12 protein-coding genes and 1 other RNA gene are annotated in these 13,416 nt (G+C 69.9%); 5 read left to right on the top strand and 8 right to left on the bottom strand.

Annotated elements, in window-relative coordinates; translation table 11 throughout:
• Positions 1-263: 263 nt before the first annotated feature.
• Positions 264-896, bottom strand: a complete 633-nt coding sequence (locus FGX59_RS03650; protein WP_138465161.1) for a DUF1523 family protein — start codon at positions 894-896, stop codon at positions 264-266.
• Positions 897-1,161: 265 nt separating this feature from the next.
• On the opposite strand from FGX59_RS03650, the gene FGX59_RS03645 reads away from it, so the two are divergent.
• The gene (locus FGX59_RS03645) at positions 1,162-2,160 is read left to right on the top strand and encodes a P1 family peptidase (protein WP_138465314.1); all 999 of its coding nucleotides are present in this window, start codon (positions 1,162-1,164) and stop codon (positions 2,158-2,160) included.
• 4 nt (positions 2,161-2,164) lie between these two features.
• Here FGX59_RS03645 and FGX59_RS03640 read toward each other — a convergent pair whose 3' ends face one another.
• The 5 genes from FGX59_RS03640 to FGX59_RS03620 all read right to left on the bottom strand — a co-directional run bounded on the left by FGX59_RS03640 (position 2,165) and on the right by FGX59_RS03620 (position 8,787).
• Complete coding sequence (locus FGX59_RS03640; protein ID WP_171060498.1) at positions 2,165-3,034, bottom strand: LysR family transcriptional regulator; 870 nt, start codon at positions 3,032-3,034, stop codon at positions 2,165-2,167.
• Positions 3,035-3,260: 226 nt separating this feature from the next.
• Positions 3,261-5,435, bottom strand: coding sequence for an esterase-like activity of phytase family protein (locus tag FGX59_RS03635; RefSeq protein WP_138465159.1), 2,175 nt, complete (start codon positions 5,433-5,435; stop codon positions 3,261-3,263).
• A gap of 117 nt (positions 5,436-5,552) precedes the next feature.
• Entirely contained in the window at positions 5,553-6,734 is a 1,182-nt protein-coding gene (locus FGX59_RS03630; RefSeq protein ID WP_138465158.1) for a DUF1501 domain-containing protein, read from the bottom strand.
• A gap of 16 nt (positions 6,735-6,750) precedes the next feature.
• The gene (locus FGX59_RS03625) at positions 6,751-8,142 is read right to left on the bottom strand and encodes a DUF1800 family protein (protein ID WP_240722232.1); all 1,392 of its coding nucleotides are present in this window, start codon (positions 8,140-8,142) and stop codon (positions 6,751-6,753) included.
• 102 nt (positions 8,143-8,244) lie between these two features.
• The gene (locus FGX59_RS03620) at positions 8,245-8,787 is read right to left on the bottom strand and encodes an NADPH-dependent FMN reductase (RefSeq protein WP_138465157.1); all 543 of its coding nucleotides are present in this window, start codon (positions 8,785-8,787) and stop codon (positions 8,245-8,247) included.
• Between the two features lie 167 nt (positions 8,788-8,954).
• Here FGX59_RS03620 and ffs point away from each other — a divergent pair.
• From ffs to FGX59_RS03600, 4 genes are all read left to right on the top strand, one after another.
• Positions 8,955-9,053, top strand: an RNA gene (gene ffs, locus FGX59_RS03615) — signal recognition particle sRNA small type.
• Between the two features lie 107 nt (positions 9,054-9,160).
• Positions 9,161-9,454 carry an SCP2 sterol-binding domain-containing protein gene (locus FGX59_RS03610; RefSeq protein WP_171060497.1) on the top strand — a complete coding sequence of 98 codons (294 nt, stop codon included), beginning with the start codon at positions 9,161-9,163 and terminating at the stop codon, positions 9,452-9,454.
• A 93-nt stretch (positions 9,455-9,547) separates the two neighbouring features.
• Positions 9,548-11,314 carry a DNA polymerase III subunit gamma/tau gene (locus tag FGX59_RS03605; RefSeq protein WP_138465155.1) on the top strand — a complete coding sequence of 589 codons (1,767 nt, stop codon included), beginning with the start codon at positions 9,548-9,550 and terminating at the stop codon, positions 11,312-11,314.
• 73 nt (positions 11,315-11,387) lie between these two features.
• Positions 11,388-11,735, top strand: coding sequence for a YbaB/EbfC family nucleoid-associated protein (locus FGX59_RS03600; RefSeq protein ID WP_138465154.1), 348 nt, complete (start codon positions 11,388-11,390; stop codon positions 11,733-11,735).
• A gap of 610 nt (positions 11,736-12,345) precedes the next feature.
• Here the strand turns inward: FGX59_RS03600 and FGX59_RS03595 are convergent.
• Both FGX59_RS03595 and hflC read right to left on the bottom strand, forming a co-directional pair.
• A complete protein-coding gene (locus FGX59_RS03595) occupies positions 12,346-12,540 on the bottom strand; it encodes a DUF2065 domain-containing protein (protein ID WP_138465153.1) in 195 nt (64 codons plus the stop codon).
• Positions 12,540-13,415 (bottom strand): protease modulator HflC, encoded by an 876-nt coding sequence (gene hflC / locus FGX59_RS03590; protein ID WP_138465152.1) that lies wholly within the window; start codon positions 13,413-13,415, stop codon positions 12,540-12,542. Before hflC ends, FGX59_RS03595 begins: the two co-directional genes overlap by 1 nt.
• Between the last annotated feature and the right edge of the window lies 1 nt (position 13,416).

The raw sequence follows: 13,416 nt of genomic DNA, 5'->3' as shown, positions 1-13,416 counted from the left end.
TCAAGCCGTTCTTATCATTAGGAAATCAGTGAAGAAACGGTTAACGCCGCCGGTCTTCCCCAGCCCGTTCCGCGGCTTGCCGCAACCGCGAGGTCTTAACCGCGCTGCCCCGCCCTCCGGCCCTCCGCAATACAGCCCGCCCGTCCGGCCCGCGGGCGCCTCGCGCGCGCGTCCGTCTCCGCGACTCGCACCTGCCCGGCCCGGGCGGAGGGCGGACATGAAAAAGGGGGCCGCAGCCCCCTCTCCGTCCGGGTGTCCGCGCCTCAGCGGCGGAACCAGCCCTTGCTCTTGACCGGGGCGCTCTTGGCCGCCTCCTCCTCGTCCTCGCCGTCGAAGACATCCGCCACGCGGTCGATCACCGGATCGACGCGCTTGTCCCAGAACCGGTGGATCGCCCGGTAGGCCAGACCCGCCAGCGCGATCAGCGCCAGGATGACGATGATGTTGAAGACCGGCCAGGGCTTGTCCTCCGGGGTGGCGATGCTGCGCACCTTCAGCGCGTTGGGATAGATCGAGAACATCTCGCTGCGCCAGCCGTAGCTCTTGACCAGCGCCCAGTTCGGGTTGTCCGCCGAGGAGATCAGGTCCGAAGCCTCGGCCTGCACATTGGCGCTGTCAAACTTGAAATAGGGCGGCCAGCCCCAGCCGGTATCCTCGTTGCGGAACACCTTCGGCTTGCCGCCCTCGCGGATCGTCTGGATGATGTAGATGTCGCGGGTGCCGTCGGAGCCGGACTTCTCGGAATTGGCGAAGAACCAGCTTCCGGACGTGTCCATTCGCTGGGTCTCGGTATTGACCACCCGGACCACGTACTGCCTGGGCAGCGTGTAGCTGAGGAAGGCGGCGGCGATCACGACGATCCCCGCAAAGAGGATCAGGCTCAGTTTCCGCATCATGGTGTCATCTCTCCGTCTCCGCCGCGCTGCCGGGACGGCCGCGGCGCCGCCCGGCCGGACAGGTCCGGGCTGGCGTCATGTCTGTCAGTTCATCCGCAGGCGGAACGCCTGCGCGGGCGTGCGGGTTCCGGTGCGGATCCGGCCCCTCGGGACCGTCCGGCGTCAGGCGCAGGGCGGGATCCGGCATGTCAAAGGCCTTTCGGCTTGGGGCGACCTGCGGCTTATATAAGGAAGGCGAAGCGCGGCGGAAAGGGCGAAGGCCATGATGATCCCTGGGGAACGCAACCTCATCACCGATGTCGCAGGGCTGCGCGTCGGCAATGCCGCGGACCAGGCGCTGCGCAGCGGCGTAACGGTGCTGACGGCCGACCGGCCCTTCACCGCGGCGGTGCATGTGATGGGCGGCGCGCCCGGCACGCGCGAGACCGACGCGCTGGCCGCGGACAAGCTGGTGCAGGGGGTGGACGCGCTGGTGCTCTCGGGCGGCTCGGCCTTCGGGCTCGACGCCGCCTCCGGGGTGATGGCGGGGCTGCGCGCGATGGGGCGCGGCTTCCAGGTGGGCAGCCAGAAGGTGCCGATCGTCCCGGCCGCGATCCTCTTCGACCTGCTCAATGGCGGCGACAAGACCTGGAGCGAGAGCCCCTATCCCGCGCTCGGCGCGCGGGCGCTGGCCACGGCGGGCCCGGTCTTCGACCTGGGCAGCACCGGCGCGGGCACCGGCGCCACGGCCGGGCCGCTGAAGGGCGGGCTCGGCTCCGCCTCCTTCCTGCTGCCCTCGGGGCTGACTGTCGGCGCGCTGGTCGCGGTCAATGCGCTCGGCAGCGTGACGGTGGGCGACGGGCCGGAATTCTGGGCGGCGCCCTGGGAGGCCGGGGCGGAATTCGGCGGCCGCGGCATGGCGCAGGCGGCGCCGCCGCTCCTGGAGGCCGCGCTGCCCCGCGCGCTCGGCGAGTCGACCACCATCGCCATCGTCGCCACCGATGCCCAGCTGACCAAGGCCCAGGCCCATCGCATGGCGGTCGCGGCCCATGACGGCATGGCGCGCGCGATCCTGCCCTCGCATACCCCGCTTGACGGCGATCTGGTCTTCGCCGCGGCGACCGGCGCGCATCCGCTGACCGATCCGCTGGCCCAGGAGATGCAGCTCGGCCATGCCGCGGCGATCTGCCTGGCCCGCGCCATCGCCCGCGGGGTCCATTCCGCCACCGCGCTGCCCGGCGATCCGGTGCCCAGCTGGCAGGCGCGCTTCGGCTCCGGCCGCTGAGCGCTCAGTCCGCGGTGCCGGCCGCCTCGAAGATCGCCCGGCGCAGCCAGGTATGGCGGCGCGACTCGCTCTGGCGGCCGTGCCACACCAGATCGTATTGCAGCCGCGGCAGCTTCACCGGCGGCGGGCAATGCGCCAGCCCGGCAAAGGCGCCGGTGAAGAACCGCGCCTGCATCGTGGTGATCAGCGGCGTGCCGCGGATCAGGTCGGCCAGAAGCGGGATATTCGTCGCCTGCAGGAAGATCTGCCGGTCGAGCCCCAGCTCGGTGAAGCGCCGGTCGAGAAGCGAGGGCTGGTTGCCGCCGAAATTCAGCGTCGCATGGCGCGCCTCGGCATAGTCCTCGAGCGTTTCCACCGGGCCGCGATGGGCCGGATCGTAGAACACCGCCATCCGGTCGCGCAGGAAGGGCTGGCTCTCGTATTCCGGGCCATAGGGGCCGACCCGCACGCCGATCACCAGGTCGACGCCGCTGTCATCGAGCATCGGGCGCAGATTGGCGTAGCTGCCCAGCGGCAGGAAGCGCACCGGCAGATCGGGCGCCTCGGATTGCAGCCGCCGGTAGATCGCCGTCATCTCGTCATTGAGCTCGTGGGAATTGCAGGCGATCGTGACCGGCCGGACCTCCCGCGAGGGATTGAATTCCTGCGGCGCCGAGAGCGTCTCCAGCGCCGCCAGGGCATTGCGGATCCGCGGCGCCAGGAAATCGGCCTGCGCCGTCGGGACGATATTGCGGCCGTCGCGCACGAAGAGCGCGTCGCCAAGTGCGCGGCGCAGCCGTTCGAGCCCATGGCTCACTGTCGATTGCGTCAGGCCCAGGCGCTCTGCCGCCCGGCTGACCGAATTGCATTCATAGACTTCCAAGAACAGCCGCAAGAGCCGCCCGTCCAAGGAGTGCACGGGTAGTTGAGTCACGAGTCGGAGCCTCTTTTATAGGCTCGCAAGTGGAGCGAATGCTTCCGTAAAGGCAATACCCCTTGGCCGGCAAGTCGGGATTCGCCGCAGTGACCGTAGTCGGAAAGGAAAAAGAGGCCCCGCAAGGGGCCCCTCTGTATCCTCACCGGAGATTCCGGCGATTTCAAAAGTTTAAATTTGAAGCAGTTCACTCAATCTTGCCGATCGAGAAGAACATCGTCTCGCCCGAATGGTCGTCGACGCCGTCATTGTCGGTCGAAACCCAGGCGGTTCCGTCCGCGGCGATCGCCAGCCCCTCGACCTTGTCGAGGACGAAACCGCCCGTCGCGGTCAGGTCGGCCAGCAGGTCGCGCACCTCCTCTTTCGAGACGACCGGCATGTCGTCGCCGGTCAGCGCGGCGGGCACCATCTCGGCGGCGGGGATGCGGTAGATCTTCTTCGTCACCGCGTTCTCGCCGATCTGGTTGTCGCGCTCCACGACATAGACATAGTCGCCATGGGCGGTGATCTCGCTCAGGCCGGTCCAGCCGGTCTCGGCTGCGGCCTTTTGATAGCGCACCGCACCCCATTCGCCGGTCGCGGGCGTGTAGGCGACGAGCTTCACGGTGTTCTCCGGATCGTCCTTCCACTCGCGCTGGACGGCCATCCACAGCGTATCGCCGATCCTGGCAATGCCCTCGAAGCCGAAGCGGACCTCGTTGGCGGCCAGCGCCTCGGGGATCGCGACTTCCTCGAGGATCTCGCCATCCATGCCGACCTTGTAGATCGCATGCGGCACGCCCTTCTCGGTGTTGCCCTCATTGGCGATCCAGAAGGCGTCGCCGTCGAGCGTAATGCCCTCCATGTCGAGCTTCTGCGCCGGTTCGCCGCCGCGGGTCACGCGGATCGCGTCGACGATCTTCGCGGGATGCGAGGAGACGTCGATATGGAAGATCGTCGGCTGGTTGCCGTAGAAGCTGTCGGACACGGCGTAGAGCGTGCCGTCCTCCGCGGCCACCTGCCCCGAGATCGCGCCCCAGCCGACCAGCACGCCGTCCGCGTCGCGCAGCCCGTCCGTGGTCAGGTCGGGATAGGAAGCCGGGGCGTCCTGGTACTCGTAGAGCATGACATGCGCGCGCACGCCGCCATCCTCGATCAGGTCGGTCTCGTTGGCCGAGGCGACCAGGCCGCGGCTTTCGATCACCGCGAAGCTCTCCGGCCCGATGCCCGAGGGCAGCAGCTGCTTGAGCACCGGAGTCGCCGGATCGGTCACGTCATAGACGCCGAAGGCGCCGCCGCGCTCGGAGCCGACAAAGGCCATGGGCGTGCCCTCGATCGTGCCGAAGGCCAGGGATTCGGGCTCCACGCCCTTCGCGTCGGAGCGCTTGTCCGGGTAGTGGCCGATGGCGATCAGCGCATGCTCGAAGGAAGAGTTCGACTCGTAGGCCACCGAGCCGTCCTTGTTCCAGATGGTCCAGCCGCGGCTGCCGCCATCCATGTCGCCCTCGTTGGCGGTGGCGAAATGCTCGGCATCGATCCATTTCACGGTGTCGGGCTCGCGCAGGCGCCCCGGCTGCTCGCTGACCGGCCGGATCGAGGCGCGGTCGTCCTCCAGGTCGACCTCGGTCAGGTCCACCGATCCGGCGGAGAAGCTGCCGAGGATCTCGCCCTCTTTCGAGACGACGACCAGGTGGTTGTTCTCCTGCAGCGTGACGACGGTCTCGCCCGCGGCGTTGATGTCGACATATTCGGGCTCGGGGTCTTCCGGCGCGATCTCCGCCAGGCCGGTCAGCTCGACGGCCTTCAGGCTGGCGCAGTCGGCGCCCTCGCCGGTCAGGCCGATCAGCGACAGCCAGCCCGCGGGCATCTGGCCGACGCGGCCGTCGCCGGCATCCTCGTCGCGCTCGTTCTCGATCGCCACGGCCAGGAAGCTGCCATCCTTGGCGGCCGCGATGCTGTCCGGCTGGCCGCCGAGATCGCATTCGGCCACGACCTCCTTCGAGGCCAGGTCGATCGTCACCAGCTTGCCCGAGGGATCGGCGTAGGAGGCCGAGGTATTGACCGCCGCGAAGGCGAGACCGCCCACGACAGCGACCGAGGTCGGCTCGCCGCCCATGTCGATATTGCCCAGGGGCTGCGGGCTCGCCGGGTCGGCGATGTCGACGAGGCCGATCACCCCCAGCGGGCTGTCGGAATAGACCAGCGTATTGCCGTCGGGCGTGGCGACGATGATCTCCGGCGAGGTCGGGCGCCTGGTGTCCTCGCCCGCAGCCATGTTGTGCCAGGTCGCGAAGCTGGCGACGCGATTGAAATTCATCTCGGCCGACGCGGCGCCCGCGGTCAGCGCGAGGACGGAAGTCAGGCACAGAAGCCGTGCAGTCATGGGGGATTCCCTTGGTTGCGGTGCAAAACGCGCCACAGGTCGTCCCGCACGGCAACAGCTGCATGACAGTCCGGTGTCAGTTTCGTGAAACCTCGCGCCCCGGTCCGGGGCACGGGATCACAGCACGATCTGCGGCGCCCCGGCCATGTCGAGCCCCGGGAAGACCGTCGATTCCAGATCGCCCGCCGATGTGCCGTAGAGCGTCCGGATCGCCCCGGCCGCCAGCGCCCGCACATCGGCGGTCGGCATCAGGTCGCGCCGGTCGTAGAGCGCCGCCTCGCCGAGCCCCGGCCAGTCGCCGAAGACCTTGCCGCCGCGCACCGCGCCCCCGGCCATCAGCATCGCGCCGCCGGTGCCGTGATCGGTGCCGCCGGTGCCGTTCTCCCGCGCGGTGCGGCCGAATTCGGTCATCGCGATCACCGCCGTGCGGTCCCAGACCGGCCCCAGGCTCTTCTGCAACCGCAGGATCGTCTCGGAGAGCTCCTTCATCGGCTTCTTCAGCGCCCCCACCTGGCCGCCATGGGTGTCCCAGCCGGTGATCGAGAACGCCGCCAGCCGGGTTTCGGCCTGCAGCTGCTGCGCCAGGTAGTCGGCCACCTGCAGATGCTGCGGCTGGCTGCGGTCGGCGGCCGCGGCCTCCTCCTCGGCCAGCTCGAACATCTGCGCGGCGCGCGCGCTGAATAGCGGATCGTCGTCGAAGACCAGCTCCGCCAGCCGCCGCGCCTGGGCGCTGAGCCCGGCGGAGGGCTGCGGGTACCAGCTGCTGGACGGCGCGTCGCCGCGCAGGATCAGGTCGGATTCGCGCCCGACCGCGAAGGCGGTGCGCGCCGAGGCGCCCGGCATCAGCCCGGCCAGCCGGTTCAGCCAGCCCGAATCGCGCGCCCCCGCGCCCTCGACCGAGGGGAGCCCCGCCTCGAGGATGTCCTGCCCCTCGAAATGGCTGCGCTTGTCGCGATAGGGCGTGGAGACCGCATGGGCGAAGCCCAGCTGCCCCTGTTCCCAGAGCGGCATCAGCGGCGCGAAATTCTCGTGCAGCTCGAAGAACCCGTCGAGCGGCTGCGCCCCCGCCGCGGAAAGCAGCTTCGGGCGCAGCGCGGCATAGTCCGGATCGCCCACCGGGCGCAGCACGTCTAGACCGTCCATCGCGCCGCGCAGCACGATGACCACCAGGCGGTTGTCGGAGGGCGCCGAGGCCAGGGTGATCGGCGTCACCAAGGGGCTCGCTGCCAGGCAGCAGCCGGTGAAGCCGCGAAGCAGCGCGCGGCGCGTCAGGCCGCCAGTGCCGGAAAGATCCTGCATGGTCACGTCTCCTGTCCTAGCGTCTCTGGAACTCGGGCGAGACCAGCACGAGGCCGATCCCTTCCCTGCGGGTCTCGGCGGCGCCCGCGGCAAAGCGGACCTGCTCGCCGGCCAGCGGCCCGAGCGCGGTCTCGACCAGCGCGACCGGCTCGGCCATCTCCGGCACGCCGGCCATCGTGGCCGCGCGCATCGCCCATTTCATCCGTTCCGACAGGGCGCTGGCGGTGACCCAGGCCTCGGCCTCCTCCGGCCAGCCATTCGGCCCGTCGGGATCGTTCCAGCTCTGCCCCATGAAGCGCATCGGGTTCAGCAGGTCGCGATAGACGAGCTTCGGCGTCTCGCGCGCCTGCGCGGGCAGCGCCGCGGGATCGGCGCCGAGCGCGCGCAGCCCGCTGATGACGAAATCGACCGGCCGCTTGACCTTCTGCAGCTCCGGCGCCCAGGCGGCGGGATGCGACAGCATCGCGTCATAGACCTGTGCCAGGTCGCCGCCGGTTTCCGCATAGCGCGCGGTCATCGCCGCCACGAGATCCTCGTCGGGCGTGTCCGAGACAAAATGCACGGCCAGCTTGCGGCTCAGATGCGCCGCGGTGTCGGGATGGACCGCGAGATAGTCGAGCGCGTCGAGCACGTCCTTCAGCCGGTCCTTGTCGGCGCTGCTGGAAAAGCCCGCCACATGCTCCGCCCCGGGCTCGGCGCGGCTGCGCAGGAAGACCATCTCCAGGTCCTGGTTCATCGTCACCCCGGCCAGCAGCTCCGCCATCTGGCGCACATCCGCCTGGCCGTAGGACCCGTTCACCCCGAGCGTGTGCAGCTCGAGGAGCTCGCGGCCGAGATTCTCGTTCAGACCGCCCCGCCCGGCGGGCCGGTTCTGCGCCATCTTCGACTCGGGCCCGATCGAGGCGATCTGGTCGAGATAGCGCAGCATCACCGGATGCAGCTCCGCCGCCTTCAGCATGTCCGCGAAGCGGCCGCCGACATGCGGGCGGATGGCTTCATCCACGAAGGTGTCCGCACGCTGCTTGAGAAAGACGCCGCGTCCCGCCACGGTGAAATGGTCCGCCCAGAACAGGGCCAGCCGGTCGCGGAAGCCGTCCTCGGCGGCGATGCCGCGCGCCAGCGTCGCCGAGACCCCCTGGATCCAGAGCGTCCGCTCGGCCTTGCGGATCTCCATTTGCATCTCCTGCATGTCGGCGGCGACATTCTTGCCGTTGCGCCTGGCCTTCTGCAGCTCGCGATAGGGCGCGACCCAGTGGACGGCATCGCTCATCGGCGAGACCGGGAAGGCGGCCGGGCCGGGATCCTCTGCCGCCAGCGCGGCCAGCATGCTGTCTGCGGATTGCGGATCGGGATGGACCGGGCTGCGGCCGGTCCCGAACCGGATGGCTGCAAGATGGGGCTGGAACACCTGAACACACCTCTGCTGTTCCTCTGCACGAGCGCCAGCCTACAGGAAATTCCTTCTATCTGGTATGACGTTGCGGTGAAGACGGCGGAATGCCGCCCGGCTTCACCCCTTGGTTGCAGCCCAGTCCGCGAAGGCGTCGAGGAAGCTGTCGAGGAACCCCCGCGTGCCCGGATCGGCAATCCCGCCCCCGGCGTCGAAACTGTCCTCGCGCAGGCTCATGTAGACGCCGGGCTGGGCCATCACGGTCATGCCGACCACGCTCATCTGGCTGGAAAGCGCGAGCACCGCCGCCAGCGCCCCGAGCGCCCCGGGGGTGGAGCCGATCGCGGCGGCGGGCTTCCCGGCCCAGGAATTGCGGCCCCGCGGACGGGTGCCCCAGTCGATCGCGTTCTTCAGCGCGGGCGAGAAGAAGCGGTTGTATTCCGGCGTCACCATCAGCACGGCATCGGCCTCCTCGACGGCGGCCTTCATCGCCAGGACCTTCTCCGGCGGGGTCTCCCAGAGATCCTCGTTGTAGAGCGGCAGGTCGATATCGACGAAGCGGAACTCCAGCCGGTCCCCGGCCTGCCGGGCAAGCGCCTCGGCGAATTTGCGGTTGAGCGAGTCCCGGCGCAGCGAGCCGGTCAGTACGGCAACGGTTTTCATGTCCCTCTCCTCGAAGCGGCTGTTTCTGTTCTCCCTATAGATAAACGCATAATTCTTGAAAGAAACCGTAACTTATGTGCATAGGTGAACACATACGGCCCGCAAGAGCCCGCCTTTCCCGGCGCAGGGGGGTTGAACCCCGCGCCGCGAGCACGTAGATGACCGCTCGAGAGGTTGGCGCGGGCAGGCACCTCGCCAACCCGGTCAGGTCCGGAAGGAAGCAGCCGTAACGAGCCCCGCTTGGGTCGTTGTCCAGCCTCTCACCACACCCCCCATGTTTCCGCCATGTAATCCGCGGCGTGACGCGACGCTCCGCTTTACCGGCGCGCGCCTGCGCGCAAGCTGGCTGCGGACGCGCATGGGAGGGGACCAGATGGAGCGCAACATCCTCGAAGGGCTGCTCGAGGCCCTCAACCTGAAGCTGCAGCACCAGCCGATGGAGAAATCCGTCAGCCTGCGGATCCGCGGCGCGGGCAATATCCTGATCACCGGCACCCGCGCCTATCGCAGCGACGACCGCGCGGACTGCGCCATCATCGGCACGCCCGACACGTTCGGCAGCATCCTCGAGGGCGGGCTCGGCCCGGTCAAGGCGGTGATGCTGGGCCGGCTCAAGGTCAGCGGCGACGCGGGCGCGGCCATGGCCTTCGGGCGGCTCTTCGGCTGAGCCCTAACCCCCTGCCCCCGCCCCCCTGCCCGGGACTGGACCCGGCCCGGCGCAGCGACTAGGGTGCACCGACGGCATCGGACAGGACAGGGCATGAGCGACACCGATCAGGGCTACCGCGTGCTGGCGCGCAAGTACCGCCCCGAGACCTTCGACGACCTGATGGGCCAGGAGGCCATGGTCCGCACGCTGAAGAACGCCTTCCAGGCGGGGCGGATCGCGCAGGCCTTCATCATGACCGGCATCCGCGGCACCGGCAAGACGACGACCGCGCGGATCATCGCCAAGGGCATGAACTGCATCGGCGCCGACGGCCAGGGCGGTCCCACCACCCAGCCCTGCGGCCGCTGCGAGCATTGCCGCGCGATCTCCGAGGGCCGCCATGTCGACGTGCTGGAGATGGACGCGGCCTCCAATACCGGCATCGACGACATCCGCTCGATGGTGCTCGACACCGTCGCCTATGCGCCCTCGCAGGCGCGCTACAAGATCTTCATCATCGACGAGGTCCACATGCTCTCGAAGAGCGCGTTCAACGCGCTCCTCAAGACGCTGGAAGAACCGCCGGCCCACGTGAAATTCATCTTCGCCACCACCGAGATCAACAAGGTCCCGGTCACCGTGCTCAGTCGCTGCCAGCGCTTCGACCTGCGCCGGATCGAGCCCGAGGTGATGATGGCGATGCTTGCGCGGATCGCCGCCTCGGAAGGCGCCGAGATCGGCGAGGACGCGCTGGCGCTGATCGTGCGCGCCGCCGAGGGCTCGGCCCGCGACGCGACCTCGCTGCTCGACCAGTCGATCAGCCACGGCGCGGGCGCGACCACGGCCGAGCAGGTCCGCGCGATGCTCGGCCTCGCCGATCGCGGCCGGGTGCTCGACCTCTTCGACATGATCATGGGCGGCCGCGCCGCCGAGGCGCTGGCCGAGCTGGCGCAGCAATATGCCGACGGCGCCGATCCGATGGCGGTGATGCGCGACCTGGCCGAGATCACCCACTGGCTCTCGGTCATCAAGATCACCCCCGAGGCGGCCGAGGATCCGACCCTGCCGCCGGACGAGCGCGCCCGCGGCGCCGAGCTGGCCGGCCGGCTGCCGATGCGCGCGCTGACGCGGATGTGGCAGATGCTGCTGAAGGCGCTGGAGGAAGTCGCCGCCGCGCCGAATGCGATGATGGCCGCCGAGATGGCGGTGATCCGGCTGACCCATGTCGCCGACCTGCCGCCGCCCGACGAGCTGATCCGCAAGCTGCAGTCGATGCCCGCCCCGGCCCCCGCGCCGCAGCCCGGCAGCCCGGCCCCCGCCCCGGCAGGCCAGGGCGCGCGCGCCGGGACCCCCGCCGCCGCCCAGCCGGTGCGCATGTCCGGCGGCGGCAGCGCCGCCATGGCCCAGCCCGCCGCCCGGCCCGCCACGGCGCTGGCCGCCTTTCCGACCTTCGACGCCGTGCTGGAGCTGATCCGCGAGAAACGCGACATGCATCTCCTGGTCGAGGCCGAGACCGGCATCCGCCTGGTCTCCTACAGCCCCGGCCGGATCGAGTTCACCCCCGCCCCGGGCGCCGCGCGCGACCTGGCGGCCAAGCTCGGCACGCGGCTGCAGCAATGGACCAGCGCCCGCTGGGCCGTCACCGTCTCCAACGAGGGCGGCCGTCCGACCGTGGCCGAGGCGCGCGACGCCGAGAAGTCCCGCGCGCTCGACCATGCCCGGGCCCATCCCGGCATCGCCGCGGTGCTCTCGGCGCTGCCCGGGGCGCGGCTGGTCGAGATCCTGCCCGTCGCCACCCCCGAGGAGGCAGCCGCCGCCGAGGCGCTGCCGGAGATCGAGGAAGTCGACGAGGACTGGGATCCCTTCGAATCGGAATGAGCGCTTGGCGCTTGTGCCGGATCGCGCGAGTCCCTAGATCCGGCCGGAACACGCGAAACACGGGAGAACCGCGATGCTGAAAGGTCTGGGCGCCCTCGGCGACATGGGCAAGATGATGAAGGCCGCGCAGGAGATGCAGTCGAAGATGGCTGCCCTGCAGGACGAGCTCGACACGATCATCGTCGAGGGCGAGGCCGGGGCCGGGCTGGTCCGCGCCACCGCCACCGCCAAGGGCGAGCTCAAGAGCCTTGAGATCGACCCGAAGGTCTTCTCCCCCGAGGACAAGGAAATGGCCGAGGACCTGATCCTGGCCGCGATCAAGGACACCCAGGCCCGCGCCGCGCAGCGCGCCCAGTCCGAGATGGGCAAGCTTGCCGAGAGCATGGGCCTGCCCGCCGACATGAAACTGCCCGGCATGTGATCCCCCGGGGGCGCCCCCGCGCCCCCTCCCGGCCGCCCGCTGCGGCGGCCGCCGCTCTGCCGCAGAGCCCCGCTCAGCGTGCCAGCTCCCCAGCCGCCCCCCCTCTCTGCAGCGCACTGGCCGGACCGCGGCCACACCCGGCCTCCAGGCCAGGGTCCGCCAAAGCCACGCCGCCACCGCGAATCTCCAGCCAGCCCCTCCGACCGCACCGCCCTCGCCGCAGCGCACTGGCCGGACCGCGGCCTCACTTGGCCTCCGGGCACAGCGGCAGCCGGGTCCGGCAGCCACGCCGCAGCTCCGCGGCCCGGCTGCTCATGCACCGACCGCGCCCCGCAGCAGCGCCCTGACCGGTCGGTGGCCACGCGCGGCGTACGCCCAGAGCGGCAGATGCGGCAGACGGCCCTGTCTCCGCCGCAATTCCCGATCCCGCATTTCCGCCCCGCAGCCGACCGCACCGCCCTCGCCGCAGCGCACTGGCCGGACCGCGACCGGCCGGGCCTCCGGGCGCAGCGGCAGCCGGGTCCGGCATGGGCCGCGTGTCCCGGCCCCAACGGAAAACGGGCGCCCCGAAGAGCGCCCGTCCTGTCATTTCCCGATCCTGCCGGACCGCTCAGCCGCCGAGGCTGCGCACCAGCCACAGGAGCAGGACCCCCGCCGCCACCGCGCCCAGGCCGATCCCCCGGCGCGCCTCGATCGTGAGGCGCGACAGGGTCTCGATCAGATCCTCCAGCCGCGAGGGGAACAGCGCGAAGACCAGCCCCTCGAAGACCAGCACGAAGCCGATCGCGGTCAGCAGAACCGACATCAGCGCCCCTGCGGGCTGCCGAGATAGTCGAAGAACTCGCTGTCCGGGGTGATCACCAGCGAGGAATTCCCGGATTTCAGCGCCCGCTCATAGGCAGTCAGCGAGCGGTAGAAGCGGAAGAAGTCCTCGTCCTGGCCATAGGCCTCGGCATAGATGCCGTTGCGCTCGGCATCGGCCTCGCCCCGGGTGATCTCCGCCTCGCGCCGCGCCTCGGAGGTGATCTCCACCACCGTCCGGTCGGCCTGGGCGCGGACCCGCTGGGCAGCTTCCTCGCCGCGGGCGATCTCGTCGGCCGCCTCGCGCTCGCGCTCGGCGCGCATCCGGGCGAAGGTCGCCTCCAGGTTCTGCTCCGGCAGGTTGGTCTGCTTCAGCCGCACGTCCAGCACCTCGAGCCCGAGCGACTGCGCGCGGGTGCGCGAGGCGTCGGTGATCTGCTGCATCAGCCCGGCCCGGTCCTCGGAGAGGATCGTGTTCGAGGTCACGCCGTCCTGGCCCAGGATGGCGCGGATCTGCGGGTTGATGATGCCCTCGAGGCGGCTCTCGGCGGTGGCCAGGCTGCCGGTGCCGATCGCTTCGCGGAACTGGCGCGGATCGGCGATCCGGTAGCGCGCGAAGGCGTCGACCACCAGGCGGCGGTCATCCGAGGGTGTCACCTCGATCGTGGTGGTGTCGAGCGACAGGATGCGGTCGTCATAGCGCACGACCTCGTTGATGAAGGGCCATTTGAAGGCCAGGCCCGGGTCTTCCTTGACCGACTGGATCTGGCCGAAGCGCAGCACCAGCGCCTTTTCCCGTTCGTCGACGATGAAGACCGACGAGGAGAGCAGCACGACGGCGATGACGGCACCGATGATGATGTAGTGGATCTTGGTCATT

The sequence above is a fragment of the Poseidonocella sp. HB161398 genome (genome assembly GCF_005870025.1).
Lineage (GTDB): Bacteria > Pseudomonadota > Alphaproteobacteria > Rhodobacterales > Rhodobacteraceae > Mangrovicoccus.
This window is presented reverse-complemented; position numbering and strand designations above follow the sequence as displayed.

Bases quoted from the DNA above. Each gene is read 5' to 3' on its own strand.
- FGX59_RS03630 (WP_138465158.1), bottom strand. From the start codon at position 6,734: ATGCAGGATCTTTCCGGCACTGGCGGCCTGACGCGCCGCGCGCTGCTT.
- FGX59_RS03650 (WP_138465161.1), bottom strand. From the start codon at position 896: ATGATGCGGAAACTGAGCCTGATCCTCTTTGCGGGGATCGTCGTGATC.
- FGX59_RS03635 (WP_138465159.1), bottom strand. From the start codon at position 5,435: ATGACTGCACGGCTTCTGTGCCTGACTTCCGTCCTCGCGCTGACCGCG.
- FGX59_RS03600 (WP_138465154.1), top strand. From the start codon at position 11,388: ATGCTGAAAGGTCTGGGCGCCCTCGGCGACATGGGCAAGATGATGAAG.
- hflC (WP_138465152.1), bottom strand. From the start codon at position 13,415: ATGACCAAGATCCACTACATCATCATCGGTGCCGTCATCGCCGTCGTG.
- FGX59_RS03595 (WP_138465153.1), bottom strand. From the start codon at position 12,540: ATGTCGGTTCTGCTGACCGCGATCGGCTTCGTGCTGGTCTTCGAGGGG.
- FGX59_RS03620 (WP_138465157.1), bottom strand. From the start codon at position 8,787: ATGAAAACCGTTGCCGTACTGACCGGCTCGCTGCGCCGGGACTCGCTC.
- FGX59_RS03610 (WP_171060497.1), top strand. From the start codon at position 9,161: ATGGAGCGCAACATCCTCGAAGGGCTGCTCGAGGCCCTCAACCTGAAG.
- FGX59_RS03645 (WP_138465314.1), top strand. From the start codon at position 1,162: ATGATCCCTGGGGAACGCAACCTCATCACCGATGTCGCAGGGCTGCGC.
- FGX59_RS03605 (WP_138465155.1), top strand. From the start codon at position 9,548: ATGAGCGACACCGATCAGGGCTACCGCGTGCTGGCGCGCAAGTACCGC.